Annotated in this window: 24 protein-coding genes and 1 tRNA gene; 18 read left to right on the forward strand and 7 right to left on the reverse strand. The window is 63.6% G+C overall.

The genetic code is table 11. From position 1 onward, the window contains the following. The first annotated feature begins 18 nt into the window (after positions 1–18). The 16 genes from argA (at position 19) to AC1DSF_RS13225 (ending at position 19,507) form a co-directional block, all read left to right on the forward strand. Positions 19–1,365: an amino-acid N-acetyltransferase gene (argA, locus tag AC1DSF_RS13150; protein WP_478123310.1), complete on the forward strand. Its 1,347-nt coding sequence runs from the start codon at positions 19–21 to the stop codon at positions 1,363–1,365. A gap of 23 nt (positions 1,366–1,388) precedes the next feature. Beyond that, positions 1,389–2,588 (forward strand): succinyldiaminopimelate transaminase, encoded by a 1,200-nt coding sequence (gene dapC, locus AC1DSF_RS13155; protein ID WP_478123311.1) that lies wholly within the window; start codon positions 1,389–1,391, stop codon positions 2,586–2,588. An 8-nt stretch (positions 2,589–2,596) separates the two neighbouring features. Continuing rightward, on the forward strand, positions 2,597–3,421 hold the full coding sequence (gene dapD / locus AC1DSF_RS13160) for a 2,3,4,5-tetrahydropyridine-2,6-dicarboxylate N-succinyltransferase (RefSeq protein ID WP_478123312.1): 825 nt from the start codon (positions 2,597–2,599) through the stop codon (positions 3,419–3,421). 158 nt (positions 3,422–3,579) lie between these two features. Continuing rightward, complete coding sequence (locus tag AC1DSF_RS13165; RefSeq protein WP_478123313.1) at positions 3,580–4,728, forward strand: PilT/PilU family type 4a pilus ATPase; 1,149 nt, start codon at positions 3,580–3,582, stop codon at positions 4,726–4,728. Positions 4,729–4,747: 19 nt separating this feature from the next. Continuing rightward, positions 4,748–5,923 carry a succinyl-diaminopimelate desuccinylase gene (gene dapE / locus AC1DSF_RS13170; RefSeq protein WP_478123314.1) on the forward strand — a complete coding sequence of 392 codons (1,176 nt, stop codon included), beginning with the start codon at positions 4,748–4,750 and terminating at the stop codon, positions 5,921–5,923. Next, positions 5,920–6,783: a 50S ribosomal protein L3 N(5)-glutamine methyltransferase gene (gene prmB / locus AC1DSF_RS13175; RefSeq protein ID WP_478123315.1), complete on the forward strand. Its 864-nt coding sequence runs from the start codon at positions 5,920–5,922 to the stop codon at positions 6,781–6,783. Before dapE ends, prmB begins: the two co-directional genes overlap by 4 nt. Before the next feature lie 39 nt (positions 6,784–6,822). After that, on the forward strand, positions 6,823–8,844 hold the full coding sequence (locus tag AC1DSF_RS13180; RefSeq protein WP_478123316.1) for an ABC-F family ATP-binding cassette domain-containing protein: 2,022 nt from the start codon (positions 6,823–6,825) through the stop codon (positions 8,842–8,844). 13 nt (positions 8,845–8,857) lie between these two features. Continuing rightward, positions 8,858–9,415 carry a hypothetical protein gene (locus AC1DSF_RS13185; protein ID WP_478123317.1) on the forward strand — a complete coding sequence of 186 codons (558 nt, stop codon included), beginning with the start codon at positions 8,858–8,860 and terminating at the stop codon, positions 9,413–9,415. A 186-nt stretch (positions 9,416–9,601) separates the two neighbouring features. After that, complete coding sequence (locus tag AC1DSF_RS13190) at positions 9,602–9,835, forward strand: hypothetical protein (protein WP_478123318.1); 234 nt, start codon at positions 9,602–9,604, stop codon at positions 9,833–9,835. A gap of 162 nt (positions 9,836–9,997) precedes the next feature. Further along, a complete protein-coding gene (locus AC1DSF_RS13195; RefSeq protein WP_478123319.1) occupies positions 9,998–14,308 on the forward strand; it encodes a GAF domain-containing protein in 4,311 nt (1,436 codons plus the stop codon). A 96-nt stretch (positions 14,309–14,404) separates the two neighbouring features. Next, positions 14,405–14,761: an STAS domain-containing protein gene (locus AC1DSF_RS13200; RefSeq protein ID WP_478123320.1), complete on the forward strand. Its 357-nt coding sequence runs from the start codon at positions 14,405–14,407 to the stop codon at positions 14,759–14,761. Further along, positions 14,761–15,198, forward strand: a complete 438-nt coding sequence (locus tag AC1DSF_RS13205) for an ATP-binding protein (protein ID WP_478123321.1) — start codon at positions 14,761–14,763, stop codon at positions 15,196–15,198. Before AC1DSF_RS13200 ends, AC1DSF_RS13205 begins: the two co-directional genes overlap by 1 nt. A gap of 86 nt (positions 15,199–15,284) precedes the next feature. After that, entirely contained in the window at positions 15,285–15,911 is a 627-nt protein-coding gene (locus AC1DSF_RS13210; RefSeq protein ID WP_478123322.1) for a hypothetical protein, read from the forward strand. 19 nt (positions 15,912–15,930) lie between these two features. After that, positions 15,931–17,793 (forward strand): OmpA family protein, encoded by a 1,863-nt coding sequence (locus AC1DSF_RS13215; protein ID WP_478123323.1) that lies wholly within the window; start codon positions 15,931–15,933, stop codon positions 17,791–17,793. A 2-nt stretch (positions 17,794–17,795) separates the two neighbouring features. Next, positions 17,796–18,290: a Rab family GTPase gene (locus AC1DSF_RS13220; RefSeq protein ID WP_478123324.1), complete on the forward strand. Its 495-nt coding sequence runs from the start codon at positions 17,796–17,798 to the stop codon at positions 18,288–18,290. 2 nt (positions 18,291–18,292) lie between these two features. Next, positions 18,293–19,507 carry a PP2C family protein-serine/threonine phosphatase gene (locus AC1DSF_RS13225; protein ID WP_478123325.1) on the forward strand — a complete coding sequence of 405 codons (1,215 nt, stop codon included), beginning with the start codon at positions 18,293–18,295 and terminating at the stop codon, positions 19,505–19,507. Positions 19,508–19,779: 272 nt separating this feature from the next. On the opposite strand, the gene AC1DSF_RS13230 is transcribed toward AC1DSF_RS13225, so the two are convergent. Next, positions 19,780–20,754 carry an alpha/beta hydrolase family protein gene (locus AC1DSF_RS13230; protein WP_478123326.1) on the reverse strand — a complete coding sequence of 325 codons (975 nt, stop codon included), beginning with the start codon at positions 20,752–20,754 and terminating at the stop codon, positions 19,780–19,782. Next, positions 20,747–21,553: a serine aminopeptidase domain-containing protein gene (locus tag AC1DSF_RS13235; protein WP_478123327.1), complete on the reverse strand. Its 807-nt coding sequence runs from the start codon at positions 21,551–21,553 to the stop codon at positions 20,747–20,749. The genes AC1DSF_RS13230 and AC1DSF_RS13235 overlap by 8 nt, the downstream gene beginning before the upstream one ends. A gap of 509 nt (positions 21,554–22,062) precedes the next feature. Between AC1DSF_RS13235 and AC1DSF_RS13240 the strand changes: the two genes are divergently transcribed. Beyond that, positions 22,063–22,473, forward strand: a complete 411-nt coding sequence (locus AC1DSF_RS13240; RefSeq protein ID WP_478123328.1) for a (R)-mandelonitrile lyase — start codon at positions 22,063–22,065, stop codon at positions 22,471–22,473. Then, the gene (locus tag AC1DSF_RS13245; RefSeq protein WP_478123329.1) at positions 22,439–23,146 is read left to right on the forward strand and encodes a carboxymuconolactone decarboxylase family protein; all 708 of its coding nucleotides are present in this window, start codon (positions 22,439–22,441) and stop codon (positions 23,144–23,146) included. The genes AC1DSF_RS13240 and AC1DSF_RS13245 overlap by 35 nt, the downstream gene beginning before the upstream one ends. A gap of 117 nt (positions 23,147–23,263) precedes the next feature. Here the strand turns inward: AC1DSF_RS13245 and AC1DSF_RS13250 are convergent. The 5 genes from AC1DSF_RS13250 to tolB all read right to left on the reverse strand — a co-directional run bounded on the left by AC1DSF_RS13250 (position 23,264) and on the right by tolB (position 26,717). After that, positions 23,264–23,339 (reverse strand) — tRNA-Lys (locus tag AC1DSF_RS13250). A 61-nt stretch (positions 23,340–23,400) separates the two neighbouring features. After that, a complete protein-coding gene (locus AC1DSF_RS13255) occupies positions 23,401–24,204 on the reverse strand; it encodes a tRNA threonylcarbamoyladenosine dehydratase (protein WP_478123330.1) in 804 nt (267 codons plus the stop codon). Positions 24,205–24,218: 14 nt separating this feature from the next. Then, entirely contained in the window at positions 24,219–24,956 is a 738-nt protein-coding gene (gene ybgF / locus AC1DSF_RS13260; protein WP_478123331.1) for a tol-pal system protein YbgF, read from the reverse strand. A gap of 2 nt (positions 24,957–24,958) precedes the next feature. Beyond that, the gene (pal, locus tag AC1DSF_RS13265) at positions 24,959–25,471 is read right to left on the reverse strand and encodes a peptidoglycan-associated lipoprotein Pal (protein WP_478123332.1); all 513 of its coding nucleotides are present in this window, start codon (positions 25,469–25,471) and stop codon (positions 24,959–24,961) included. Between the two features lie 19 nt (positions 25,472–25,490). Next, entirely contained in the window at positions 25,491–26,717 is a 1,227-nt protein-coding gene (tolB, locus tag AC1DSF_RS13270) for a Tol-Pal system beta propeller repeat protein TolB (protein ID WP_478123962.1), read from the reverse strand. Between the last annotated feature and the right edge of the window lie 46 nt (positions 26,718–26,763).

The raw sequence follows: 26,763 nt of genomic DNA on the forward strand, positions 1-26,763 counted from the left end.
GCCCCCTTCTACCCGCCAATGTCCACCGTCTTCAACTTCACTTTCGTGCCCTGGTTTCGCTCGGTGGCGCCCTACATCCACATGCACCGCGGCAAGACCTTCGTGGTCGCCATGGCCGGCGAGGCGATCGCCGCCGGCAAGCTGGCGAACATCGCGCAAGATTTGGCCCTGATCCAGAGCATGGGCGTCAAGGTGGTGCTGGTTCACGGCTTCAGGCCTCAGGTGAACGAACAACTGCGCGCCAAGGGCCACCAGGCGAGGTACTCGCACGGCATTCGCATCACCGATGAGGTCGCCCTGGACTGCGCGCAAGAGGCCGCCGGCCAACTGCGCTATGAGATCGAAGCGGCTTTTAGCCAAGGCCTGCCGAACACGCCCATGGCGGGCTCCACCATTCGCATGATTTCGGGCAACTTCATTACTGCGCGCCCTGTGGGCGTTGTCGATGGCGTCGATTTCCAGCATTCGGGCCTGGTGCGCAAAGTCGACGCGGCGGGTATCCGCCAGGCGCTGGCTTTCGGCGCCATGGTGCTGATGTCGCCTTTCGGCTTCTCGCCCACCGGCGAAGCTTTCAACCTGACCATGGAAGAAGTTGCGACCAGCGTCGCCATCTCTATCCAGGCGGACAAGCTGATCTTCCTGACCGAGGTTCCAGGCATTGCACTCGACACGACCCAACCCGTCAGCGAGGACAACCCGATCGACACCGAATTGCCGCTCGATGCCGCCAAGAAACTCCTGGCGACGCTGCCGCCGGCGCAACGGCCGACGGATACGGCCTTCTATCTCCAGCATTGCGTGAAGGCTTGCGAGGCCGGGGTCGAGCGCAATCACATCCTGCCTTTCAGCGTCGATGGCTCGCTCTTGCTTGAGGTGTACGTGCACGACGGCATCGGCACCATGGTGATCGATGAAAAGCTCGAATCGCTGCGCGAAGCCACTGCGGATGACATCGGCGGCATCCTGCAGCTCATCGAGCCGTTCGAGCGCGACGGCACGCTGGTGAAGCGCAGCCGCACCGAGATTGAACGCGACGTCGGCCAATATTCGGTCATCGAGCACGACGGCGTGATCTTCGGGTGCGCGGCGCTGTACCCCTACCCGGAAGCAAAGACGGCTGAAATGGCGGCGCTGACGGTGTCGCCCCAATCACAGGCGCAGGGCGACGGAGAACGCATCCTCAAGCGCATCGAACAGCGCGCAAAGGCGCAGGGGCTCGAAAGCATCTTCGTGCTGACGACGCGCACCATGCACTGGTTCCTGAAGCGGGGCTTCCAGCAAGTCAACCCCGACTGGCTGCCCGAGGCCCGCAAGCGCAAGTACAACTGGGACCGCAAGAGCCAGGTGCTGGTGAAGAAGCTCTGAAGGCCCCCCGGATAATTCCGACCATGAATCCCCTGCTCGCCAAACTGCAGCCTTACCCTTTCGAGCGGCTGCGCCAACTCTTCGCGGGCGTCACGCCCAACCCTGATTTCGCGCCGATCAGCCTCGGCATCGGCGAGCCAAAGCATCCGACGCCGCACTTCATCAAGGAGACGCTCTCCAGCAGCCTGGGCGCCCTCGCGGTCTACCCGGCGACGGCGGGAGAACTGAAGCTGCGGCAATCCTTCACCGGCTGGCTGAAGCGGCGGTATGGGCTCGAACTGGACCCCGCCACGCAGGTGCTTCCGGTGAATGGATCGCGCGAGGCGCTTTTCGCGTTGGCGCAGACCGTGGTCGATGCAACGCGATCGCCAGCGCCTGTGGTGCTTTCGCCCAACCCGTTCTATCAAATCTACGAAGGCGCCGCCTTCCTGTCGGGCGCCGAGCCGTACTACGTGCCCAGCGTGCCCTCACGCAACTTCGCTGTCGACTGGGACAGCGTGCCCGCGGACGTCTGGGCGCGCACGCAGCTCGTGTTCGTCTGCTCGCCCGGCAATCCGACCGGCGCAGTGATGCCGCTGGACGAATGGCAGAAGCTCTTTGCCCTCTCTGACCGCTACGGCTTCGTGATCGCCGCGGACGAGTGCTACAGCGAAATCTATTTTCGGGACGAAGCTCCGCTGGGCGGGCTCGAAGCGGCGGCGAAGCTGGGCCGCAATGATTTCCGCAACCTCATCGCGCTCACCTCGCTTTCAAAGCGCAGCAACGTGCCGGGCCTTCGCAGCGGTTTCGTGGCCGGTGACGCCTCGATCATCAAATCCTTCCTGCTCTATCGCACCTACCACGGCAGCGCAATGAGCGGCACGGTCGCAGCGGCGAGCATCGCGGCCTGGAACGACGAAGCCCACGTGATCGAGAACCGGGCCCAATACCGCGCCAAGTTCGCGGCCGTGACGCCGCTGCTCGAGCCGGTGCTCGACGTTCGCCTGCCCGACGCGAGCTTCTATCTCTGGGCGGGCATCCCCGCCGCGTGGCAAGGCGACGACGAAGCCTTCGCCCGCGCGCTCTACGCTCAATACAATGTGACGGTGCTGCCCGGCAGCTATCTCGCCCGCGACGTCGCCGGCTCGAATCCCGGCCGCGGGCGCATCCGAATGGCGTTGGTAGCCGACACCGCCGAGTGCACGGAGGCCGCCGAGCGCATCGTGAAATTCATCCAGAACTGAGCTTTTCCATGACCCAACAACTCCAGCAGATCATCGACGCCGCGTGGGAAGACCGCGCCAATATTTCCGCCACCAGCGCGCCGAAGGAAGTCCGCGATGCCGTCGAGCACGTGATTGCCGATCTCAACAACGGCTCCCTGCGCGTCGCGACCCGCGAAAGCGTCGGCCAGTGGACGGTGCACCAGTGGATCAAGAAAGCCGTGCTACTGTCGTTCCGCCTGCGCGACAACGAGCAGATGCAGGCCGGCTCGCTGGGCTTCTATGACAAGGTGCCGACCAAGTTCTCGCACCTGTCGGCCGGCGAACTGAAGGAAGCCGGCGTGCGCATCGTGCCGCCGGCCGTCGCGCGTCGCGGCAGCTTCATCGCCAAGGGCGCGATCCTGATGCCTTCGTACGTCAACATCGGCGCCTACGTCGGCGAAGGCACGATGGTCGATACCTGGGCCACGGTGGGCTCCTGCGCACAGATCGGCGCCAACGTGCACCTTTCCGGCGGCGTCGGCATCGGCGGCGTGCTGGAGCCGTTGCAGGCCGGCCCGACCATCATCGAAGATAACTGCTTCATCGGCGCGCGCTCCGAAGTGGTCGAGGGCGTGGTGATCGAAGAAAACTCCGTGCTTTCGATGGGCGTCTACATCGGCCAGAGCACGCCCATCTATGACCGCACGACCGGCGAAACCAGCTACGGTCGCGTGCCAGCCGGTTCGGTCGTCATCAGCGGCACCTTGCCCAAGGACAACGGCAGATACAGCCTCTATGCCGCCATCATCGTCAAGCGCGTGGACGCGCAGACCCGCGCGAAGACTTCGCTGAACGACCTGCTGCGCGACTGAATGAAACCCCTGCCCCCGGCTGCGCGCAGCGCGCCCGTCCCAAGGCCGCCGCGGAACCGGCTTTGCCGGGCCGCTGGCGGCGCCCCCGGCAGGGGGTGGGCGGCTACACGAAGTGAGCAAGCCTGGGGGCGAGCAACTACACCTAGGAGAGAGAGCCGATGAACACGATGGAGAGAATTCTTCGTTTGATGGCCGAGCGCAAGGCGTCCGACATCTACCTTTCGGCCAACTCCCCGGCGCTGATCCGGATCAACGGCAATTGCATGCCGATCAACGCGCAAGTGCTCCCGCCCGAGGCGCCCCTCAGCCTGCTGGCCGAAGTCGTCCACGAAAGCCGCGTCGCCGAACTTGAACGCACCGGCGAACTCAACATGGCAATCGCCCTGGACGGCGCCGGCAACTTCCGCATCAGCGCCATGCGCCAGCGCGGCAGTTACGCAGTCGTGGTGCGGCACATCGCCTCGGTCATTCCGTCCTTCGATGAGCTGAATCTTCCGGAAATCCTGAAGACGCTCGTGATGGAGAAGCGCGGACTCATCCTGATGGTTGGCTCGACCGGCGCGGGCAAGAGCACGACCCTCGCCTCGATGCTCGACTATCGCAACGAGAACGCGACCGGGCACATCCTGACCGTCGAAGAGCCGATCGAATTCACCTTCACCAACAAGAAGTCGATGGTGAACCAGCGCGATGTCGGCAGCGACACGCAATCGCTGCAGATCGCGCTGAAGAACGCGCTGCGCCAGGCGCCCGACGTGATCCAGATCGGTGAAATCCGCGACCGCGAGACGATGACGGCTGCCATCGCCTACGCGCAGTCGGGCCACCTTTGCGTCGCCACGCTGCACGCCAACAACAGCTATCGGGCGCTGAACCGCATCCTGAGCTTCTACCCGGTGGAAGTGCGGGCGACGTTGCTGGGTGACCTCAGCGGCGCCTTGCGTGCAGTGGTCGCCCAGCGTTTGCTGCGCACGCCGAACGGCGCGCGTGTGCCGGCGCTCGAAGTGCTGCTGAATACCGCTCTAGTGGCCGAGCACATCACCAAGGGCGACTTCTCCGCGGTCAAGGAAGCGATGGAGCAATCGATGGCCGAAGGGTCGCAAACCTTCGAAGAAGACATCGCCCGCCTGATCACCGAAAATCTCGTCACTCGCGAGGAAGGTCTGGCGCAGGCCGATTCGCCCACCAACCTCATGTGGCGCCTGCAGAACCGCAAGGCACCTGCCGCGCGGCACGAAGAACGCTCCATCCTCGAGCAGGTCGAGGAACCCACATTCACGGACATCACGCTCGACGTGCGTCTGTGAGCCCAATTTCGCAATTTCGATGTCCCGAACGCTCCAGCTTGCCGAACAACTGATTTCACGTCCTTCAGTCACTCCCGATGACGCGGGGTGCCAAGGCCTGATCGGCGAACGGCTGGCGCGGCTCGGATTCCGGCTCGAAACCATCGAAAGCGGCCCTGCGGACTTCCGTGTGACCAACCTTTGGGCGATGCGGCCGGGTGCCTTGGGCCAGGCGTCGCGCACCATCGCCTTCGCAGGCCATACCGATGTGGTGCCGACGGGCCCGCTCGAACAATGGACCAGCCATCCTTTCACTCCCACGCACCGGGACGGCAAGCTCTACGGCCGCGGCGCATGCGACATGAAGACATCGCTCTCGGCCTTCGTCGTGGCCATCGAGGAATTTCTCGCCACCACGCCCGATCCTCGGCTGTCGCTCGCCCTGCTGCTGACGAGCGATGAGGAAGGCCCGGCCACCGACGGTACGGTCGTGGTTTGCAATGCGCTGGCTGAGCGCGGCGAGCGCATCGACTACTGCATCGTCGGCGAACCGACAGGCGTCGAGCGCTGCGGCGACATGATCAAGAACGGCCGCCGCGGCACCATGAGCGGCAAGCTGACGATCAAGGGCGTGCAGGGCCATATCGCCTACCCACATCTGGCAAAGAATCCCGTCCATGCGTTCGCACCCGCGTTGGCCGAACTGGTCGCCATCAATCAGGCCGGTGGCTGGGATCCCGGCAACGCCTACTTTCAGCCGACCAGCTGGCAAGTCAGCAACATCCACGCGGGCACCGGTGCCAGCAATGTGATTCCCGGCGCAGCGGTGGTGGACTTCAACTTCCGCTTTTCGACCGAATCCACACCCGACTCGCTTCAGAAGCGGGTTCAAGCGGTGCTGGATGCGCACGGGCTTGACTACACGCTGGCCTGGACCGTTGGCGGCTTGCCCTTTCTCACGACGCCAGGCGAACTGGTCGCGGCCGTGCAGCAGGCCATCCGCGACGAGACAGGCATCGAGACCGAACTGTCGACCAGCGGCGGCACCAGCGATGCGCGCTTCATCGCCAATATCTGCAAGCAGGTGGTGGAACTCGGGCCCACGAACGCGAGCATCCACAAGATCGACGAGCACATCGCGGTCGCCGAAATCGAGCCGCTGAAGAACATCTATCGCCGCACATTGGACAGGCTCGAAGCACTGCTTCACGCATGAGCACCGTCATCGAACTGATCGAGGCCGGCGCCAGACAGCTGGCCGATGCGGGCGTTTCGTTCGGCCACGGTACGAGCAACGCTTTCGACGAAGCCGCGTGGCTCGTGCTCTGGAGACTGAGCCTTCCGCTCGACGAACTGGACAGCGTGGCCGATCGCCCTGTGGCGCCCGCCGACGCGGCGCGCGTCGCAGCGCTCTTTGCCCAGCGCATCGAGACGCGCAAACCCGCCGCGTATCTGACGAAAGAAGCTTGGCTTCAAGGCATACCCTTCTACGTCGACGAACGCGCGATCGTGCCCCGCAGCTTTATTGCCGAACTGCTGGCGGACGGCAGCATCGACCCTTGGCTTGGCGAACATACGCGGAACGTGCTCGACCTTTGCACCGGCAATGGCAGCCTGGCCGTGCTGGCGGCGATGACCTATCCGGACATCACCGTCGATGCGGCGGATCTGTCCACGACGGCGCTCGAAGTCGCTGCAATCAACGTGACGCGGCACCAACTCGATGCGCGCATCGCGCTGATCGAGTCCGATGGATTGGCGAGCGTGCGCGGGCCGTACGACCTGATTCTCTGCAATCCGCCGTACGTCAACGCGCAGAGCATGACCGCGCTGCCGGCCGAATACCGTGCCGAGCCCGAACTGGCGTTGGCCGGTGGCGCCGACGGCATGGACTTCATTCGCCGCCTGTTTGCCGACGCGCCAGCGCACATGAGCGAATCCGCCGTGCTGGTGCTCGAGATCGGCAACGAACGCCCTCACTTCGAAGCGGCCTTTCCGCAACTCGAAGTGATGTGGCTCCCCACGAGCGCCGGAGAAGACCAGGTCCTGCTGGTCCCGCGCGAATCCCTGCTGTAGAAACACCCCCAGGCTCGCCGCATCTTGGCGGGCACCGACATGATCACCCTCAAGAACGTCATCCTGCGCCGCAGCGCCAAAGTGCTGCTCGACGGCGCCAGCGTCACCATCAATCCCGGCGAAAAAGTGGGTCTGGTCGGACGCAACGGCGCCGGCAAGTCGACCTTGTTCGCGCTTTTCAACGGCACGCTGCATGAAGACGGCGGCGACTTCTCCATGCCCAAGCAGTGGCGCATGGCGCAGGTCGCGCAGAACATGCCCGAAACCGACGAGTCGGCCACCGACTTCGTCGTCGGCGGCGACACGCGGCTCGTCGAACTGCGCGAAACGCTGGCGCTCGCCGAAGCCGGCCATGAGGCCGATCCGGACGATCACGACATGGGCATGGCCCTGGCTCATGCGTACACAGACCTGGCGGATGCGGGCGAGCACGACGCCGTGCCCCGCGCGCAGGCGCTGATCCTCGGACTCGGGTTCAAGGCGCACGAGCTTGAGCATCCGGTCAACAGCTTCTCCGGCGGCTGGCGCATGCGCCTTCAGCTGGCGCGCGCGCTGATGTGTCCGAGCGACCTGCTGCTGCTTGACGAACCGACCAATCACCTGGATCTGGACGCGCTGGTCTGGCTCGAAGCCTGGCTGCAGAAGTACGCCGGCACGATGATCGTCATCAGCCACGACCGCGAATTCCTCGACGCCGTGACCGATGTGACCCTGCATATCGAAAAAGCCAAGCTCACCCGCTACGGCGGCAACTACAGCGCTTTCGAATTGCTCCGCGCCCAGCAGATGGAACTGCAGCAAGCCGCCTTCGCCAAGCAGCAGGACAAGATCGCGCACTTGCAGAAATTCATCGACCGCTTCAAGGCCAAGGCGAGCAAGGCCAAGCAGGCGCAGAGCCGCGTCAAGGCACTGGAGCGGATGGAAAAAGTGGCGCCGCTGCTGGCGGAGGCCGACTTCACTTTCGAGTTCAAGGAGCCGGGCAACATCCCCAATCCGATGCTCTCGATCAGCGCTGCGAGCTTTGGCTATCAGAGCGAGGACGCGCCGCCCAAGGTCATCCTGACGGGCGTGAATCGTTCGGTGCTGGCCGGCCAGCGCATCGGCATCCTCGGCGCAAACGGCCAGGGCAAGTCGACGCTGGTGAAGACGATCGCGCGCGAAATGGGTGCTCTCGCCGGCACCGTCACCGAAGGCAAGGGCCTGAACATCGGCTACTTTGCCCAGCAGGAACTCGACGTGCTTCGTCCGCAGGACACGCCGCTCGAACACATGGTCCGCATGGCGCGCGAACTCGGCGCCTCGGTCAAGGAGCGCACGGGCGAGCAGGACTTGCGCGGCTTTCTCGGCAGCTTCAACTTCAGCGGCGACATGGTGAAGCAGGCCGTCGGAACCATGAGCGGCGGCGAGAAGGCGCGGCTGGTGCTGGCGATGATGGTCTGGCAGCGCCCCAACCTGCTGCTGCTCGACGAGCCGACCAACCACCTCGATCTGGCGACGCGCGAAGCTCTCGCAGTCGCGCTGAACGAGTTCGAAGGCACGCTCATGCTGGTGAGCCACGACCGCGCGCTGCTGCGTTCGGTGTGCGACGAGTTCTGGCTGGTCGGCCGGGGCAAGGTCGGCGACTTCGATGGCGACCTGGACGACTACCAGCGTTACTTGCTGGACGAGGCAAAGCGTCTCCGCGAAGAAGCCAAACTGGCTACCCGCGAAGCCGCCGCCGAGGTGGCCGTCGCACCACCAGTGCAGGCCGCGAAAGCGCCGGCACCGGCTGCGCCGGAGACTTCCCTTTCAGGCAAGGACCAGCGCAAGCAGGATGCGCACGAGCGTCAGCAACGCAGCGAGCAGGCCAAGCCGCTCAAACGAGAGCTCGCGCAAATCGACCAGCGGCTTGCAGCTGCCGGCAGCGAAAAGGCAGCGATCGAAGAACGAATGGTGCAGCCGCTGGCCGCGGCCGAGATCGCGGACGCGGGCAAACGGCTGAAGGCGCTCAATGACGAGATCGAGCAGCTCGAGGAACGCTGGCTCACCCTTTCGGGCCAACTGGAAGCGCTCGCCGCCTGATAATGACGGCGGAATGTCTTCCGCCATCGATCTCGCCCAAGGTGATCCGCAACTGATTGCGGCAATCCGCCGCAGCCGCCGCCTGCTCGGCCGCAAGGCCTTGATGGCCGCCGCGGTGGGTGCGGTGCCGATCCCCGGCATTGACTGGGCGGCCGACGCCGCCCTCCTCTCGCGCGTGATTCCGCAGATCAGCGCCGAGTTCGGGCTGTCGGTGACGCAGCTCGACCGCCTCGCGCCCTATGACCGCGAGCGAATCCAAAAGGCTGCATCCGCGGTGGGCGCCTTGCTTGTCGGGCGGCTGCTCACCCGGGAGCTGCTGATCAAGCTCGCGCGCCATGCCGGTTTCCGGATGACTGCCAAACAGGCGGCGAGATACGTTCCCATCGTTGGCCAAGCCGTGTCCGCGACACTCAGTTACGCGGCACTGCGAGCGCTGGGCGAATTGCACATCAAGGATTGCGTCAAGGTGGCGTTGTCCGTCCGTCACCTGTTGCCGCCGCCGTCCGCGCCGCCCGTGCCATCCCGACCTTCCCGTCTGGGCTCTGCGTGGAGTCGACTCGGATTGCGCTAGCACCCCCCGGGTTGTTTATCCATGACGCCCTGTTGGACTCCGGCGACATTCAGTGCAACACATTTGTGAGAGCGGTGGATAATGCAACAAAGCCATAGGGGTCAGGCTGATGTCAGTTCTTGGGAGCGTATGTCGGATCAAATCAAGATCCACTCCGCACGACGGATTTTCGGAGGAGCGGAACTTATGAATGAGACAGACCTTGCAGCGTCGGTAGAGCGACTGATGGCCCGAGTCGATTACTACCTGCACTGCGAATTGGACGAAGAGTACGACCACGACAAACCGGACACTGCGCGCCGGCTGCTGGAAGCCGCACTTCGCCAGGAACTGATCCGTGCCGGCGCGGTGGGCATCGTCTCCAGCATTTCGAGTTCGCGCCAAGCGTCGATGCAAGACGACGACGCCGCAACCCGCTGAACCACCCTTGGCAAAGCATCCCATCAAACAGGTCGCATCAGCGGCCTGTTTTGCTATGGAGCCCTGAAAGAGGGCTCGTGCAGGAAGCCTCTTGGCCGCTAGACTGCACGCCGTGTGCGCCCCCCGCGCATCAACCCGCTGATCGTTGAAGGCAAACGCCCCATGGCTGAGTCCCGATCTCGACCCCTGTCGAAGCATGCGCCACGCGCCGACAGCAAAGTGCGCAATCCGCGCGAGCGGCTGCTCGACGTCGGACTTCGATTGAACGCACTCCGCAGGGCCGACGAAGTTTCACGACTTCTGGTCAGCGAAGCCGCCGAGGTCGTCGGCGCACAGCGCGTCCTTCTCGTGCTCGAAACCGCGACTGGCCTGATTGCTGCCGGAGCATCGCTGCCCCGCCGCGAAAGTGCTGCCCATCTGCTCGACGCCGTCCGACCTTGGCTGGCCGAGACCGCCCGCACTCGCAAGGCGAGCCTGCGCCATGGGCCGCAGGGCGCCCAAGCCATTGAACAGCGCTCGTGCCTCATTGCGCCCTTGGTCGCGGAACGCGAACTTCTGGGTTACCTGTACGCAGACGTCGAAGGCCCTACCGGCCGTTTCGATCACGCAGACTGCGACTTGCTCGAGACCCTCGCGCGCCAAGCCGCGAGCGCGTTGGCAAACATCCGCATCCGGGAGGGCCTCCGGCGCGAGTTGGCCGATCGCCAGAGTGCGCTCGGCCAGCGCACCAATGAGCTCGCTCTGATCAACAGCATCCAGCAGGGCATGGCGGCCAAGCTGGGCTTCAAGGCCATCGTCGACCTCGTGGGTGACAAGCTGCGGGAGCTGTTCGACACCGGCAATCTGAACATCGTCTGGTGGGACGACAAGACCAACATGGTTCAGGTGCTGTACCGGTACGAGCACGGCCGTCCCCTCCCCCTGATGCCGGCGCGATCGCTGCAGCCGGACGAGCCGATAGCGCAATTGCTGCGCACGCGCCAAAGCGGTGCTGCCAACACGCGCGAGGAGCAGACGCGATTGGGCCTTCGTCCTTCACCGGGGACAGACTGGGCGCTTTCGGTCTGTGCCGTCCCGATCATCGGCAGCGACCGCGCCTTGGGGATCATTGCGCTGCAGAACCATGAGCGCGAATACGCGTTCGGGCCGCATCAGCTGCGGCTGCTCGAAACCGTGGCGGCAACCACGGGTCTGGCGCTGGAGAACGCACGCCTCTTCGATGAAACAGAGCGTCGCGGCCGAGAGATGGCGGACGCCCTGGCCCACCAGACGGCCGCGGCGGAGGTGCTGCAGGTCATCGGCAGTTCGGTCGCGGATCCGGGCCCGGTGTTCGACAAGATCCTCGAATGCTGTGCGCGGCTTTTCGACGGCAGCTCTTTCGCGTTGATGATGGCTGACAACCAGGGCAATCTCGAACTCACGCGTTGGTTGATGACGGCGACCGGCCGCGCCTCCATCCAGGGCGAACGCCTGGCGGAGTTTGCAGAACTGATGCAGTCGCACTATCCGCTGTCGTTGGCAGGGACCTCTGCCGAGCGTTCGTTTCAAACGGGCGATCTCGTGGAGATTCCGGACGTCTTGAACGATCCGAACGCGCCTTCGGTCTTGCGCCACCATGCCGAGCACGCCGGGACGAGCTTCGCCAATCTCTCGGCGCCTCTCATCTGGGAAGGCCGGGGCATCGGCATCCTGAGCATGCAGCGGACGGAAGTCGGCCCGTTTCGGCCGAGCGAGCGCGCCCTGCTCAAGACCTTCGCAGACCAGGCGGTCATCGCGATCCAGAACGGGCGCCTGTTCAACGAAACGCAGGTCGCACTGCACAAGGTCGAAGAGCGCACGGCCGAGCTGACCGAGTCGCTCGAATACCAGACGGCCGTCAGTGACGTGCTGCGTGTCATCAGCGAATCTCCCAGGGACGTGATGCCGGTTTTCGAGGCCATCCTGGACTGCACCATGTGGCTCTTCGAAGGTCCGACATCGGCGATCTTCACCTACGACGGACAGCTGGTTCGTCTGGCTGCGACGCGCAACTGGTCCGCACAGGCGCTGGAGTCCGCGCGTGCGCTCTGGCCCGCCCCGCCCGACCCTCATCAGATGAACGGGCGCGTCATCCTCGAACGGCGGGCCGTGACCAACGTAGACGCATGGGCCGACCCGACCTACGACCGGACGCTGGCAAGCACCGGCGACAGGCGCCGGATGATCTGCGCGCCGATGCTCAAGGACGGCGTGCCCGTCGGAGCGATCTCCACCGCCTGGCCCGAACCCGGCGAAACCCCGCAGCGGCAGATCGACCTGCTCAAGATGTTTGCCGACCAGGCCGTGATCGCCATCGAGAACACTCGGCTCTTCAACGAGACGCAGGAAGCGCTGGAGCAGCAGACCGCCACGGCCGACGTGTTGCAGGTCATCAGCGAGTCGATGGAGAACGCGCAACCCGTTTTCGACAAGATCCTGGAAAGCTGCCAGCGGCTGTTCTCGGGCGCGCAGCTCGGCATTTCGCTGATTGGCGACGACGGTTTGGTTCACCTGAGCGCGCATCGCGGCTCCGCACGCGAATCGCTCGAAAAATACTATCCGCGACCGATCGATCATTCGGCGATCGGCACCGCCATGGCCGGCCCTGAAGTGCTGCACATTCCCGATGCGCTCGGCGAGCCGCACCTGCCCGCATTCATGCGGGAGATTGCCGAACAGATGGGCAACTACGCAATCATGATCGCGCCGCTCCTGTGGGAGGGCAAATACATCGGATCGATTCACGTCACGCGCCAGCCGCCCGAGCCCTTCGCGGAGAAGGAAATCAAGCTGCTGGAAACCTTTGCGGACCAGGCGGTCATCGCGATCCAGAACGCACGGCTTTTCAATGAAACCAAGGAAGCGCGCGCCGCAGCCGAAGCCGCGAACGAAGCCAAAAGCGCGTTCCTGGCCACCATGAGCCACGAGATCCGCACGCCGATGAATGCCGTCATCGGCATGAGCGGCCTGTTGCTCGACACGCCGCTCGACGCCGATCAGCACGACTATGTTTCGACGATTCGCGACTCGGGCGATGCGCTGCTGACCATCATCAACGACATCCTCGATTACTCGAAGATCGAAGCCGGCCGGATGGACATCGAGTCGCACCCGTTCGATCTTCGCGAATGCGTGGAGTCCGCGCTCGATCTCGTGAGCACTCGCGCAGCCGAGAAGAAGCTCGACATCGCGTATGTATTCGAAGGCGACGTGCCGCTGGGCGTGAGCAGCGACCTCACGCGCCTGCGGCAAGTCCTGCTGAACCTGCTGAGCAATTCGGTCAAGTTCACGGAAACGGGTGAGGTGGTGCTGACAGTCAGCTCCAATCCCCTGCCGACCGGCAAGGTCCACCTGACTTTTGCCGTGCGCGACACGGGCATCGGCCTCTCTGCGGAAGGCATGAGCCGGCTCTTTCAATCTTTCTCTCAGGCGGACTCCAGCACCACCCGAAAGTACGGCGGCACCGGCCTCGGCCTTGCCATCAGCAAGCGGCTGGCCGAACTGATGGGCGGAACCATCTGGGTCGAAAGCGACGGACCGGGCACGGGCTCAACCTTCTTCATGACCATGGAAGCGCAGGTCGCCGAGACGCCACCGAGCAAGCGCCGCGTCTTTGCCGGCGTGCAAGCCGAGCTGCAAGGCAAGCGTGTGTTGATCGTGGACGACAACGCAACCAACCGCCGCGTGCTCACGCTCCAGACCGCGAAGTGGGGCATGGATTCGCGCGACGTCGAATCGCCGCTGGAGGCACTGCGCTTGCTCGAACAGGGGCAGCAGTTCGATCTCACGATCCTCGACATGCACATGCCGGAGATGGACGGCAGCGAACTGGCGCGGCGCATTCGTGCCAAGCATCCGACTCTTCCGCTCGTGCTCTTCAGCTCGCTTGGGCGGCGGGATATTGGAGGGACGGGCGATGCTGAACCGCTGTTCAACGCCTATCTGTCGAAGCCCATCCACCAGTCGCAACTGTTCGACACGCTGGTCAACCTGCTCGCGCATGAATCGGCTGCGAAGCCCGCGCCCAGCGTCGCGGCCAAGCCGCAAATCGACCCGACGATGGCTGCGCGCCATCCGCTGCGCATCCTGCTGGCGGAGGACAACGCGGTGAACCAGAAGCTTGCGATGCGCCTCCTGCAGCAGATGGGCTACCGGGCCGACCTGGCTTCGAACGGCATCGAAGCGGTCGAATCCGTCCAGCGCCAAACCTATGACGTGGTGCTGATGGATGTTCAGATGCCGGAGCTCGATGGGCTGGACGCGACGAGGCAGATCTGCACCCTGATGGATGCCGAGCGACGCCCGCGCATCGTGGCCATGACTGCCAATGCCATGCAGGGCGACCAGGAGATCTGCATCGCGGCCGGAATGGACGACTACCTCACAAAGCCCATCAGGGTCGATCGGCTGGTCGAAGCCCTTCGCAATGTGCCTGCGCGCACGGACAACGAGTAGAGCGATCGGCCCATCGACGCCGAAATGATTTCGGCGTAAGCTAGAAGAAGGTTCTAACCGACTGGACCCCCATCGATATTCGACCGCGGAGACCGTATGGATCTGAGAAGCGAACAGCTGGCTGACGGTGTCGAAAAGATCAGTCTCGTCGGCCGAATGGACAGCATCGGCGGGCACGACATCGATACCCGCTTTGCCGCGCTGGTGGCGACCCGAAAGCTTCTCGCCGTGGTGGACCTGTCGGAAGTGTCTTTCCTGGCCTCGATCGGCATCCGGACGCTCGTCATCAACGCGAGGGCCCAGTCGATGCGCGGTGGCGGCATGGCGTTGGCCAACCCTCAGCCCCTGGTTGCGGAGGTTCTCAAGATGGCGGGCATCGACTCGATCATCCCGGTGTACCCCGACGTCGACACAGCCTGCAGCGCGCTGATGGCGCTCGCCGAAAGCCGCTGATGTCCGATCACGACGGGGAGCCGAAGGCATCCCTGCTCGTCGGAAGCGAGTTGCGCGAACTCTCGCGCATCAGCAGCTGGATTCAGGATTGGGCGGAGAGCCAGCGACTTTCTCCGAAGCTCGCATTGAAGCTCGATCTCTGCTCCACCGAGGTCGTGACCAACATCATGAACTATGCATGCGGCAATGGTGGGCAGCTCATCTTGCTGCGCCTGGGTTGGCAAGGCGAGAACGTGGCGCTCGAAGTCGAAGACGAGGGAAGCGAGTTCGACCCCCGGAAGGTGCCCGAACCGGCGCGCGCGACCAGCGTCCAGGACGCGCGCATTGGCGGATGGGGCATCCCGATCGTTCGCCGCTTTTCAGACGACCTGAGCTATCGGCACGAAGACGGACGCAATTGCCTGACGCTGCTTTTTAGAGCCGGCAGGCCGCCTTGAATCCATTTCTGTCCATTCCTGCCGCCAGGGATTCGCTTCACCGCGCCGAAAGCGCCACCTCTCAATCCACTACCGAGGAGATTTCGATGGGAACTGCAGCCAACAAACCTTCACCCATGATCGATGCGCAAAGCGCACTGGCGGCTCAAGCGGCGCTGGCCAGCCAAGGCAACGGAGCGGGCGAGACGTCCGGCGTCGACAAGATGCGCGAGTTGCTGTTCGGCAATCAGATGCAGGATTACGACAAGCGCTTTTCGATCCTCGAAGACCGCTTTCAGCAGCGCATGCGCGATCTGGAGACAGAGTCGTCGCGCAGCCTGACCAATCTTGAAACCACGATCAAGAAGCAGCTGGAATCGGTCGCCGGGCAGTTTCGCGAAGAAAAGGATCTGCGGGCCGACGCGGACAAAGAGCTGGAGCGCAGCTTGCGCGATCACACACAGGCACTGGAGAAGCGCCTGGCGCAGGTGTCGGACCAACTGGCGCGCCAGGAACGCGATTTCACGGATCGCCTGAGCCATGAAGTCCAGGGATTGCGCGAAGAGATGCGCAAGCGCCAGGACGACATGCGCACCACCACCGAACGGATGTTCGCCGAGCTCAGCAATGTCAAGACGGACCGCAATCTGCTCGCGGGGCTGTTCGTCGAGATCGCCAAATGCCTGAACCAGGACGCCACGCCGAAGAGCCTCAACGGCGGGGAGCGCGGCTGAGCGCCGGGACGGGTGAGCGGTGAACGCCCGCCTGTCGCTCGCCGCGACAAGCACTCCTGGAAGCGCTTCTGACGACGATCGGAGCAGGCGGCTGGCCGGACTTTTGCTGGAGCTGGCTCGCTGCGTCAACCCCGACGTGGCCGCTACGGAGCCGAGCCGATTGGAGGCCGATCCTCGCCTGGATGCCCTGCGCGGCGTACTGCTCGAACGCGAGCAGGTGGCGCTGGCAAGGCTGCAGCAAAAATTCGACGATCCACGCGAATTCGCCGACGCGGTCGGCGCGGTGCTGCCCGCCGCCTTTACGCTGGCCGCCGAGCAGGACGATCGCCTGGGCCAAGTGATCGCACCCACCGTCGAGCGCGCAACCCAGGCGTCGATCCGGAAGAATCCCGGCACGATGGTCGACATCCTGTACCCGGTCATGGGTCCGGCGATTCGCAAGGCCATCGCCGAGACGCTGGACGGCACGCTTCAATCGGTCAATCAGGCACTCAAGCACAGCCTGTCGTGGCGCGGACTCAAGTGGCGCATCGAGGCCTGGCGCGCCGGCAGCACTTTTCGCGACGTGGTGCTCAAGCACACGGCCGTGTTCAGCGTCGAACACCTCTTCCTCATTCATCGCAAGACCGGCCTGCTGCTTGCGCATGTCGCCAGGGACGATGCGACGACGCGCGATCCACAACTGGTCTCGGCGATGCTGTCCGCGATCCAGGATTTCGTGCGCGATTCGTTTGATGACGCGGGCACGGGCGGCGCGGGCGGCCGCGGCATCGACAGCCTGCGCTTGGGCGACCTGCTGCTCTGGTGCGAGGAAGGCCCGTCGGCTTTTCTTGCCGCAGTGATCCATGGCAATCCGCCCCCGATGCTGCGCACCCAAATCGGCGAAACGCTCGGTGCCATCCACAGTGAGTGGCATGCCGAACTCGACAATTTCCAAGGCGACACCGACCCGTTCGAAGCCGCTGGTGAGCGGATGCGGCCATGCCTGCTGTCGCAGAGTGCCGAGACGCACAGAAAGTTTTCTCCATTCCTGTGGATCATTCCGTTGGCACTGCTGCTGGCATTGGGCTATTGGCTCGCGCAACGGATCATCGAGAGCCGCCGCATCGATGCGTATGTCTCGGCATTGCAGGACCAGCCAGGCATCGTCGTCACGGCTGCCGACCGCCGCGACGGCAAGTGGCTGGTGTCGGGGCTGCGCGATCCGCTCGCCATGGCGCCGGAGGCGTTGCTGGACAAGGCGCACCTCGACCCTGCGCGTGTCATCGGGCGTTGGGAGCCCTATCAGGCATTGCATCCGGCCATCATGCTGAAGCGACTGCAGGCGACGCTGAGCCCCCCATCGACAGTTCTTCTCGCGCAGGACGGCGGGGGCATTCGCGTCGCCGGCACCGCCACCCAGCAGTGGACGGACAAGGCGCGCAACTACCTGCTGACCTTGCCCGCGGGCGCGCCGAAGGTCGATCTCAGCCAACTCAGGGACGTGGAAGATGCGACCTACGCTCGACTGCGCGACTCGATCCAGTCACAGCTCATTCACTTCGATTTCGGAATGCCGCGACCCGCGGCGGATCAGGAGAGCAAGCTCGATGCCGTTGCAACAGACATGCGCGAATTGGTCCAGGTGGCCCGCAACCTGGGGTTCACCGTGAAGGTAACCATCGTCGGACACGCCGACGCCACAGGCAAGGACACGTCGAATCTCGCGCTCAGCGTGGGCCGTGCGGAAGTCGTGCGTTCGATGCTGCGCGCGCGTGGCATCGACCAGGGATTGCTCGCCGTTCGCGGCGCCGGGCCGCTGGAGCCGCTGAGACCCGGCGCCAGCGAAGACGAACTGTCGATGAATCGGCGCGTGTCCTTCTCCGTAACCGTGGGCGAGTAGCAATGCTGCAAAAGAAAATCTGCCTGCTCGGAGCGTTCGGCGTCGGCAAGACCAGTCTGGTCCGTCGCTATGTCGACTCCATCTTCTCGGATGCCTATCTCACGACGGTCGGAGTGAAGATCGACAAGAAGGTGCTGACTGTCGGCTCGGAAGAGATCGCGCTCATTCTCTGGGACATCGCCGGAGAGGACGAGATCGCCGCCGTGCGCGTGAGCTATCTCCGTGGCGCCGCGGGCTATCTCCTCGTGGTGGATGGCACACGGCCTGAGACGCTGGAGACTGCGGAGTCCATCCAGAAGCGCATCACCGCGGAGATCGGGCCTACGCCCTTCTTCGTCCTGCTCAACAAGGCCGATCTCGTGGAGGACTGGGCACTCCCGCCGGAGCGCATCGAGGTGCTGGAGGCCGCAGGCTGGTCTTTTCGCCGCACCAGCGCAAAGACCGGCGATAGCGTCCAGGAGACCTTCGCGGAACTGGCGGCGCGCCTTGCGCGATAGTCATGCTCGATCTGCCGACACGCATCTCCGATTCGCTTCTGACGCTGTTGCATTCGCAGCGCGTGCTCGCGCACTTTGTCGTCGATGGCTCATTGAACCTCGTGCAGGCTGGCGGGCACCTGGAGCATTACGGGCTTGCTGAGCTCCGTTCGGGGGGCGCTGCTTCGGACCAGATCCCGTTTCTCGAAGGCATGCTGCCGCTTGCGGAAACTCCCTTCCTCATTCGATCGATGGAGATGCCGAGCGGCCGCGTGGCGGACGTTCATTTCTTTGCGGATGACAACACCGTCTGGATTCTTCTGCTCGACGTGACTGCGGAATACGAGGAAGCGCGGCGTGTGCAGCAGAAGGCCTACGACATGACCTTGCTCAGCCAGCGCGAGGCAAGGTTGATTGCGCAACTCGAGTCCGCCAACGAGGAACTGACTGTCGCGCATCGCGAGCTTGCCTCGTCCCGCGAGGACCTGCAACGCACGCATGACCGCCTGCAGCAGGAACTGCGCGATGCCGAGCGATATGTGCGAGCCATCCTCCCTGCACCGCTGTCGGGCCCGCTCGTGGTCGACTGGCGATTCGTTCCATCCACCGAATTGGGTGGAGACTCGTTCGGCTATCACTGGGTGGACGACGAGCACTTCGCGCTGTATCTCATCGACGTATGTGGCCATGGTGTGGGCTCAGCCCTTCTATCGGTGGCGGTTGCGGACACGCTGCGTTCGGAGGGTCTTGCGCGAATCGACTTCCGCAATCCCGGCGAGGTGCTGACTGCGCTCAATCTGGCTTATCAGATGGAAAGCCACGGGGAGCTGTTCTGCACGGTTTGGTACGGCGTGTACCACCGTGCAAGCGGCGGTCTTCGTTATGCCTCCGCGGGCCATCCACCGGCCATTCTTGTGAACGGGCCTTGCGACGGGATGGGGGGCGGACGGCAACTGCAGGCGTCCGGCCCTTGCGTCGGCATCTCTCCTGCGGCGCGCTACCAGGAAGGACAGTGCATTCTCGAATCGCCATCGCGGCTGTTTATCTTCAGCGATGGGACTTATGAGATCCGCAGACCCGACGGCTCGATGCTGGAGTTCTCGGATTTTGCTGAATTGCTCGCGCGTCCGGTTCTCGAAGGGGAGTCAGAGTTGGACAAGCTGCTGGACTATGCGCGCGACGCGCACGGGCCGGGTGTGCTTGAGGATGACTTCACGATCATCAAGATGGCGCTTTGAATCTCGGCCGCCGCCCAAGCCAGACAAGCTATCGATAAAAGGCCACTTTTATCGCCCAACATGCGGCGACAAGGACCAGCACCCAATCAAACGCTGTCACGAAATTCGTCCTCCTTTGGGTTCTTGGGATCAATCCAGATGAACAATGTCAGGAAGATAAATACAAAGGCCATGGCAATTGCGCTGACACCCCGCCGCAAGGCGCGTATGAACATAGGTGACATGACATCCTCCCGATTCTTGAACTTATGGTTGGTCAGTGAACCCGCTCATCAAGTCCGCGCGTGCTCCAGCACCGTCGGGACGCGCGGCTCCGGGATTCGGATGCCCTCCCCTGTCGCGACCGCGGAAGGCGACAAGGCTCGGCCCGATCCTTGGATCACTCGCATGGCCCAGTCGCACACCACGGACATGAATATCTTTTGCGCCTTCAGCGATAAGAGACTGTGGTCGACCTCCGGCAGGAAACGGTATTCGGCCCTGCGTATGAACGGTTCGTTGACGAATGGACCGAGTTGGTCGCGGTTCCAGTCCCTGGCCTGGAGCGTTGCGCTGTAGACGAACATGACCGCGACGTCGCGCTCCGCGATCTGTCCCATGGACCTGCAAAACAGGTCAGCGACTGCGCGCCGGTCGTCCGCGGCGAAGATGCTCGCGGGCCCTGCCGCCGCTGCCGACCCCGTGCGGCCCTTCGATGCTGCGTGGAGTGCGGGCAGCAACGCGCGCTGCATGTTGCTATACACCCGCCCGAGCAGTGCGGTCACCGAACGCTCGGCCAGGAAGCTTTGAAGGCTTCGATCCCATCGAGCGCGACGGCTCGGAAATGTATAGCCGTCGAACATCAGCAAGCCGATCATCCGCGGATCGCTCACACAGAGTGCGAGGCCGCTGCCCGCTCCCGAGCACAGGCCGACGAGAACGAAGCGCTCGATGCCGAGCAAGGTTTGCATCAGGTTCATCGCCGCCTGAAGATCGAGCACCTCCCGCTTGCGGAAATGCTCGTCACCGCTGGCCGGGCGACTGTCGCCGAGGCCGGCAAGATCGATGCGGATGCTGCTGACGCCCATGCCCGCCAGCTGTCGCGCCAGCTTGACGTTGATGCGGCGTGGACCGACCCGGTGATTGGCTCCCACATTGAGCAGCAGGCATCCGACAGGCGCCATCGATTTTTGCGCCGGCGTCGCAATCAGCCCGATCAGAGAGTCGTCCGGCCCGAACAGGACCGGCATTTCCTTGTAGTCATTCATGGATGTGCCTCCATAGGCATTGCACAGCTTCGGCCGGAACCATGGCGCTGTCCGCGAAAGGGTCGGACGTCCATACCAGCGAGTGCGAAAAGGGAACCAGCCGCACCGGCGCGCCGCGCTCGGCCTGCTCGACAGTCCACGTATGCGCAACGGTGTCTTCGGGGTCTGCCAGCACGATGGTCGAGTGCAGCAGAGGCAGCTTCATCGAACTGGGCGACAGGGCTCGCAATTGCTGGCGCAGCTCCGGCGAAACGGCGAAACCGAGCAGCTCGTCGGTGAAGGCGTCCTTGTCCTCGACGAGGCTGCGACGCCATTCGGGCTTTGGCCTGAGATACGACACCTCGAGGGCCGAGACATGGGCTGTGCGTACGTCCTCCAGATAGCGCGCCCCATCGAGAATCGGGTCCCAGAGGATCAGGCGCGACAAGTCGCTGTACCGGCCTTGTGTGGCGAGCACGGCCACCGCCGCGCCAAGGCGCGAACCCAGCCAGATGATGCGGCGCGGCGCCGCGCGGCGTCGCAGTTCTTCGTGGGCGATACCGACATCGCGGACCCAGCCGTGAATGTCGCCCTCGAAGTCTTCACCCGGCGCGTCGCCGGTACCGTGATAGTCGAATCGCAGCACCGGCATTCCTGCACGGGCGAGACGATCGGAGAGCACGCGGAACATTCGATGCGTACGTATCGCTTCCTGCCCGAAAGGTGGACAAAGGAGGACGGCGGCGTCTGCGGCGCCTTCAGTCGCGTGATACACGCCAAAGAGCCGGCGAGAGCCCGGCCCGAAGATCATTGGAGTCATGGCAGATGACCTGATTCGTCCAGGCGGGCGACATCACGCCGGTAGCCGATTTGGCCGTCATTGGCGGGGGAGATCCGACGGCTCGCAAGGCAACTGCTGGACGGATGGCTTGCGCAGGCAGTCGCGCGTGACAGGCAAGGAGGAGACTCGCGCCTCCCCGCTCTCGCTCCCGTCCCTCCCCTCAACGCGGCCATGGCCTACCTTTTTATGCAACGATAAGTTACGTTCAATGTAGCATCAAAGTAGCATCAAAGTAGCAATTTCCGTAAGCTATTTCAGGGCTAGTACAAATACTTAACGGATGCGCGTCAGTGATGCGGTCGCAGGCGAGTCCAAATGCGTGCGGCGGCCGATAGCGGTGCCCTGCGACTGTTTTTCTTATCAGTGCAGGCGTAATCTTTGCCCGTCTGGCCGTCACCCTTGCAGATGCGACGCACTGCCCTGCACCACGCCTGACTCTGCTGGCGACGGGCCCCACTTGATTTTCGACAACCATCAAGAGGTCCACCATGATGCTCAAACGCGCAGGCTCACAGCCTTCGGCACAAGGCCCGTCCGCCTACTTCACCGGCCAGGTGCGAATCGATCCGCTGAACGCACCGCCCGAGCCAGCCCGCGCGTCGTGCGCAAGCGTCACCTTCGAGCCCGGAGCGCGCAGTGCGTGGCACACGCACCCTCTCGGGCAGACTCTGATCGTGACCGCTGGCTGCGGCTGGACGCAGTGCGAAGGCGAGCCGATCGTGGAGATTCGCGCAGGCGACGTGATCTGGTGTCCACCGGGGCACCGGCATTGGCATGGCGCCACACCCACGACGGCGATGACTCATATCGCCATTCAAGAAGCGCTCGACGGCAAGAACGTCGAATGGATGGAAAAGGTGAGCGATGCCGAATATCTCGCGGGACCTCCGGCGGTTTGAAAACGACACCACCATGACGCATCAATCTCAACCTCAATCTCAGTCGCCTCAGTCGCTCCTCCCCGCCTCCCGGCGGGCCATTGTTCCCATTGCGGCCTTCGCAGCCGTTGGCGGGATCGCCAAGCTCCGCTCGGCACTCAATCACGGGCTCGATGCCGGACTCACCGTCAATGAATGCAAGGAAGTCCTGGTGCAGTTGTATGCCTATGCCGGCTTCCCGCGCAGCCTCAATGCCTTGGCGGAACTGATGAATGTGACCAAGGATCGCGAGCAGCGGGGAATCAACGATCCAGCCGGCAGCACTCCGACGCCGCTGCCTGCCGGCAGCAACATCATGGACATCGGAACGGCGAACCAGACCAAACTCTCGGGCGCTCCTGTACGCGGACCGCTGTTCGAGTTTGCCCCGGCCATCGACGAGTACCTGAAGGCTCACTTGTTTGGAGACATCTTCGCGCGGGACAATCTCGACTGGCAGAGCCGTGAGCTTGCAACCGTGAGCGCGCTGTCCGCATTGGCGGGCGTCGAGCCGCAACTCGTGGCGCACATTCGAATCAGTCTGAACGTTGGTTTGACGAAAGCTCAGTTGAGCGAAGTGGCAGATATCCTCCGGGAGATAGTCGGAGAGGATGCGGCGGTACGCGTACGGGAGGCGCTGCAGGAGAAGGCATAGGGCCTCACTGGTGAACGAGAACGACACACCTTGCAGAAAGATGTGACTTGGCCGAACCAAAACAAAAAGCCTGCCATTAACCAAATAGCAGGCTTCTCATATGTCCACGCGGGTAGTTGGTAGGACGTACTGGATTCGAACCAGTGACCAACGGATTAAAAGTCCGCTGCTCTACCAACTGAGCTAACGTCCCCTACCCATTTACCAGTCGCTTCTTCGTTCTTTGCTGGCGTTGAATCCAGCAAAGCCAGAAATTATAGCGTGCCATTCCTGGCGATTCGGTCCAAAACCCAGCCTGCCGCACATTGGCCGAAGGTGGCAGTGACGCTCACTACCGAACCATAGCCGTGGCAGTTGAGCGTGCCATCGCCCTCCATCGCGCACGAAGCATCAGGCGGCGCCACGCTCTCCCGGCTGAAGACACAGTTCACGCCGATCTTCCGGCCTTCGCGTGGAGCACCGTGCTCCTTGCGAAGTCGCTGGCGCAGCTGCGCGAGCAGAGGATCGTGAGTCACCAAAGCGAGGTCATCGATGTCGACCTTGTGCGCGAGTCGCTTGCCGCCGGCCGCGCCGACGGTGATGAAATCTACCCCCGTTTCGCGCGCCCATGCGGCCATGACCAACTTGGCGCGCACCTGGTCGCAAGCATCGATGACCGCGGTGGGCGATCCATTTGCGTCCTGCGCCATTGAAAGCAGCGAAAGCCAGTTGCCGGGCTCGACGAATTCATCGATAGCGGAGACCTGGCAAGACGGGTTGACCTGTGCAATGCGTTCGCGCATGGCCTCGACCTTGGCCTGTCCCACCGTGGCTTCCAGCGCGTGAATCTGGCGGTTGATGTTGGACTCGGCAATGTGATCGAGATCGATCAACGTCAGCCGCCCCACTCCACTGCGAGCGAGCGCCTCGACGGCCCACGAGCCGACGCCGCCGATGCCGACGACCAGCACATGCGACGACCGAATCGCTGTAGCACCCGCAACCCCGTACAGCCGCTCCAGGCCACCGAATCGGCGGGCCAGATCGGCGTCGTCCGAGATGACGACAGGAGAAGGCATGGCGCTCAGCAAGATCAGCGCAGGCGCGAAAGGCGCTCGCGACCGGCCTGTGCGGCTTCGGACTGCGGATAGGCCTTGGTCAGGTCTTCCAGCGTCTTGCGTGCCGCCCGCGTGTCTTTCAGTTCGATTTGGCAGTTCGCGATCGACAACACGGCTTCAGGGGCCTTGGCGTGGTCAGGCGCGAGCGAAAGCATCGACCTGAAATTGGCAATCGCCTCGTTGTAGTTTCGGGTTGCATACTGCGCATTGCCGAGCCAGAACAAGGCGGAGGCGTTGTAGCCGCTTTGCGGATAGCGTTTGACGAAATCCGCGAACGCGGTTTGCGCCTGAGCAAACTGGCCCGCCCTGAAGATGCCCAATGCCGCATCGAAGTCGGCCTTTTCCTTGGGGTCGGCGTTGAACTCGCGTCCATCGATCGACACCTTCGAGGGCTCGTTCTTCTTCAGCTGGTTGTCGACTTCAGTCTGCCGCTGCTGCATCTCGGTGAGAGTGCGCGTCAGCTGTTCGTTCTGCCCGGTCATGCGTGCGATGTCGCCGCGCATCTGTTCAATCTGGTTTTGCAAATCGAGCAGGCTGCGCCGCAGCTGCGCGTTCTCGTCGGCGCTCTGGGTGCGCATCGTCTCGACGCGCTGGCGCAGATCGAGAATGGCGCGGCGTGCCTCGTCGTCCTCGAAGAGGGCGGCCTGTGCGCCTAACGAGGCGCACAACAAGACAACAGCGAGGGCCGCCCCTCGCAAGGAAACACGGGGCATGATCAACGATAAGTGATTTCGGCGCGGCGATTTTGCGCCCACACGTCCTCACCCGTACCTTGCGCCGCAGGCTTTTCCTTGCCAAAGCTCACGGCTTCGATCTGGCTGTCGTTGACGCCGAGCAAGGTCAGCGAACGGCGAACCGCCTCCGAACGCTTCTGTCCCAGCGCCAAGTTGTATTCGCGGCCGCCGCGCTCGTCGGTGTGGCCTTCGATCGAGATGTGACGCTGCGGATTCGCCTTCAGGAAGCGAGCGTGTCCGTCGATCAGCGACTGGAATTCAGGCTTGACGGTATAGCTGTCGAAGTCGAAATAGATGATTCGCGCGACACCGACGGGGCCCTGCGCAGTTTGTGCATTCGGGTCGATGGTGACCGGTGCAACACCGCTGGCAGCGCCGCCCGAGCCCTGGCCCGCGCCACGATCGACCACTGGCGTGTCGTTGAGTTTGGTGCCCGACGAGCAGCCGGCGATCAGAGCCACGATGGCCAACGAATAAATCGTACGTTTCAACATTTCGAACTCCTCAAGTTAATCATTGCTTTTGAAACGGACCCCAGTCCGGTTCGCGGATGTCTCCCGCCTGTCCCGCCAGGCGTGCTTTTATCTTTCCGTCCAGCGTGGTCGTCATCAACGCCTCGCGGCCTTGAAGCTTGGTCGCGTAGACGATCAACTTACTGTTGGGGGCAAAGCTCGGACGCTCGTCGGCGGTGGTGTCGGTGATGGCCTGCGCGTTGCCGGTCGCCAACTCCATGACATGGAGTTTGAAGCCACCATTGACGCGCGAGATGTAGGCCAACCACCGGCCGTCGCCGCTGATCGCCGGAGAGATGTTGTAGGTACCGTTGAAGGTGACCCGGGTCGGGTTGCCTCCGCCAGCACCCATCTTGTAGATCTGCGGTGCACCGCCGCGATCGCTCACGAAATAGATCGAACTGCCGTCGGGCGAGTACACGGGCTCGGTGTCGATGCTGTTGCTCTGCGTGAGCCGGCGCGGCTCGCCGCCGCTCGAAGAGATGGTGTAGAGCTGTGATCCGCCGTCGCGGCTCAGCGTGACCGCGAGCGTGTTGCCGTCCGGCGCCCAAGCCGGTGCGCTGTTGGAGCCGCGGAAGTTGGCGACCAGCCGGCGCTGCCCACTTGCGACGTTGTGTACGTAGACCACCGGCTTGCGCGACTCGAAGGACACGTACGCGAGCTGCGTTCCGTTGGATGACCAGCGCGGCGAAATGATGGGTTCGGGGCTTGCCAGCGCGGCCTGTGCGTTTTCGCCATCCGCATCGGCGACCCAAAGGCTGTAGCGGTTGCCGCCCTTGGTGACGTAGGCGATGCGCGTCGAGAAGATGCCTTTTTCGCCGGTCAGCTTTTCGTAGACATAGTCTGCGATCCGATGCGACGCCAGCCGAAGGTCGCCTTGCGGCACGGTGAAGCTCTGCCCGCCGAGGTCCTGTCCACGAACAACATCCCAGAGGCGGAAGCGGACGTCGTAGCGCCCATCGGCAAGCCGAGTCACGCTGCCGACGACCAGTGAATCGGCGGTGCGCTGGCGCCAAAGGCTGAGGTCGGGACGGGAGGTTTCGTCGAGCGCTTGCCCGGACGCATCGACGCCGCGGAATTGCCCGCTGCGCTCGAGGTCGGCCTGAACGATCGTGGAAATCTTCTGCGGCGACGCGTCTTCACCCTTGAAAGGGGCAAGCGCGATCGGAAGCTGCGTCAACCCGACCCCCGAGACTTCGACCCGAAACTGGGCGAGCGCGGGGACCATCGGGGAGGCAGCGAGAGCCGCAATCAAGGCGCGGCGAGCGAGGAAC

Source organism: Variovorax sp. 01N429, from assembly GCF_056399425.1.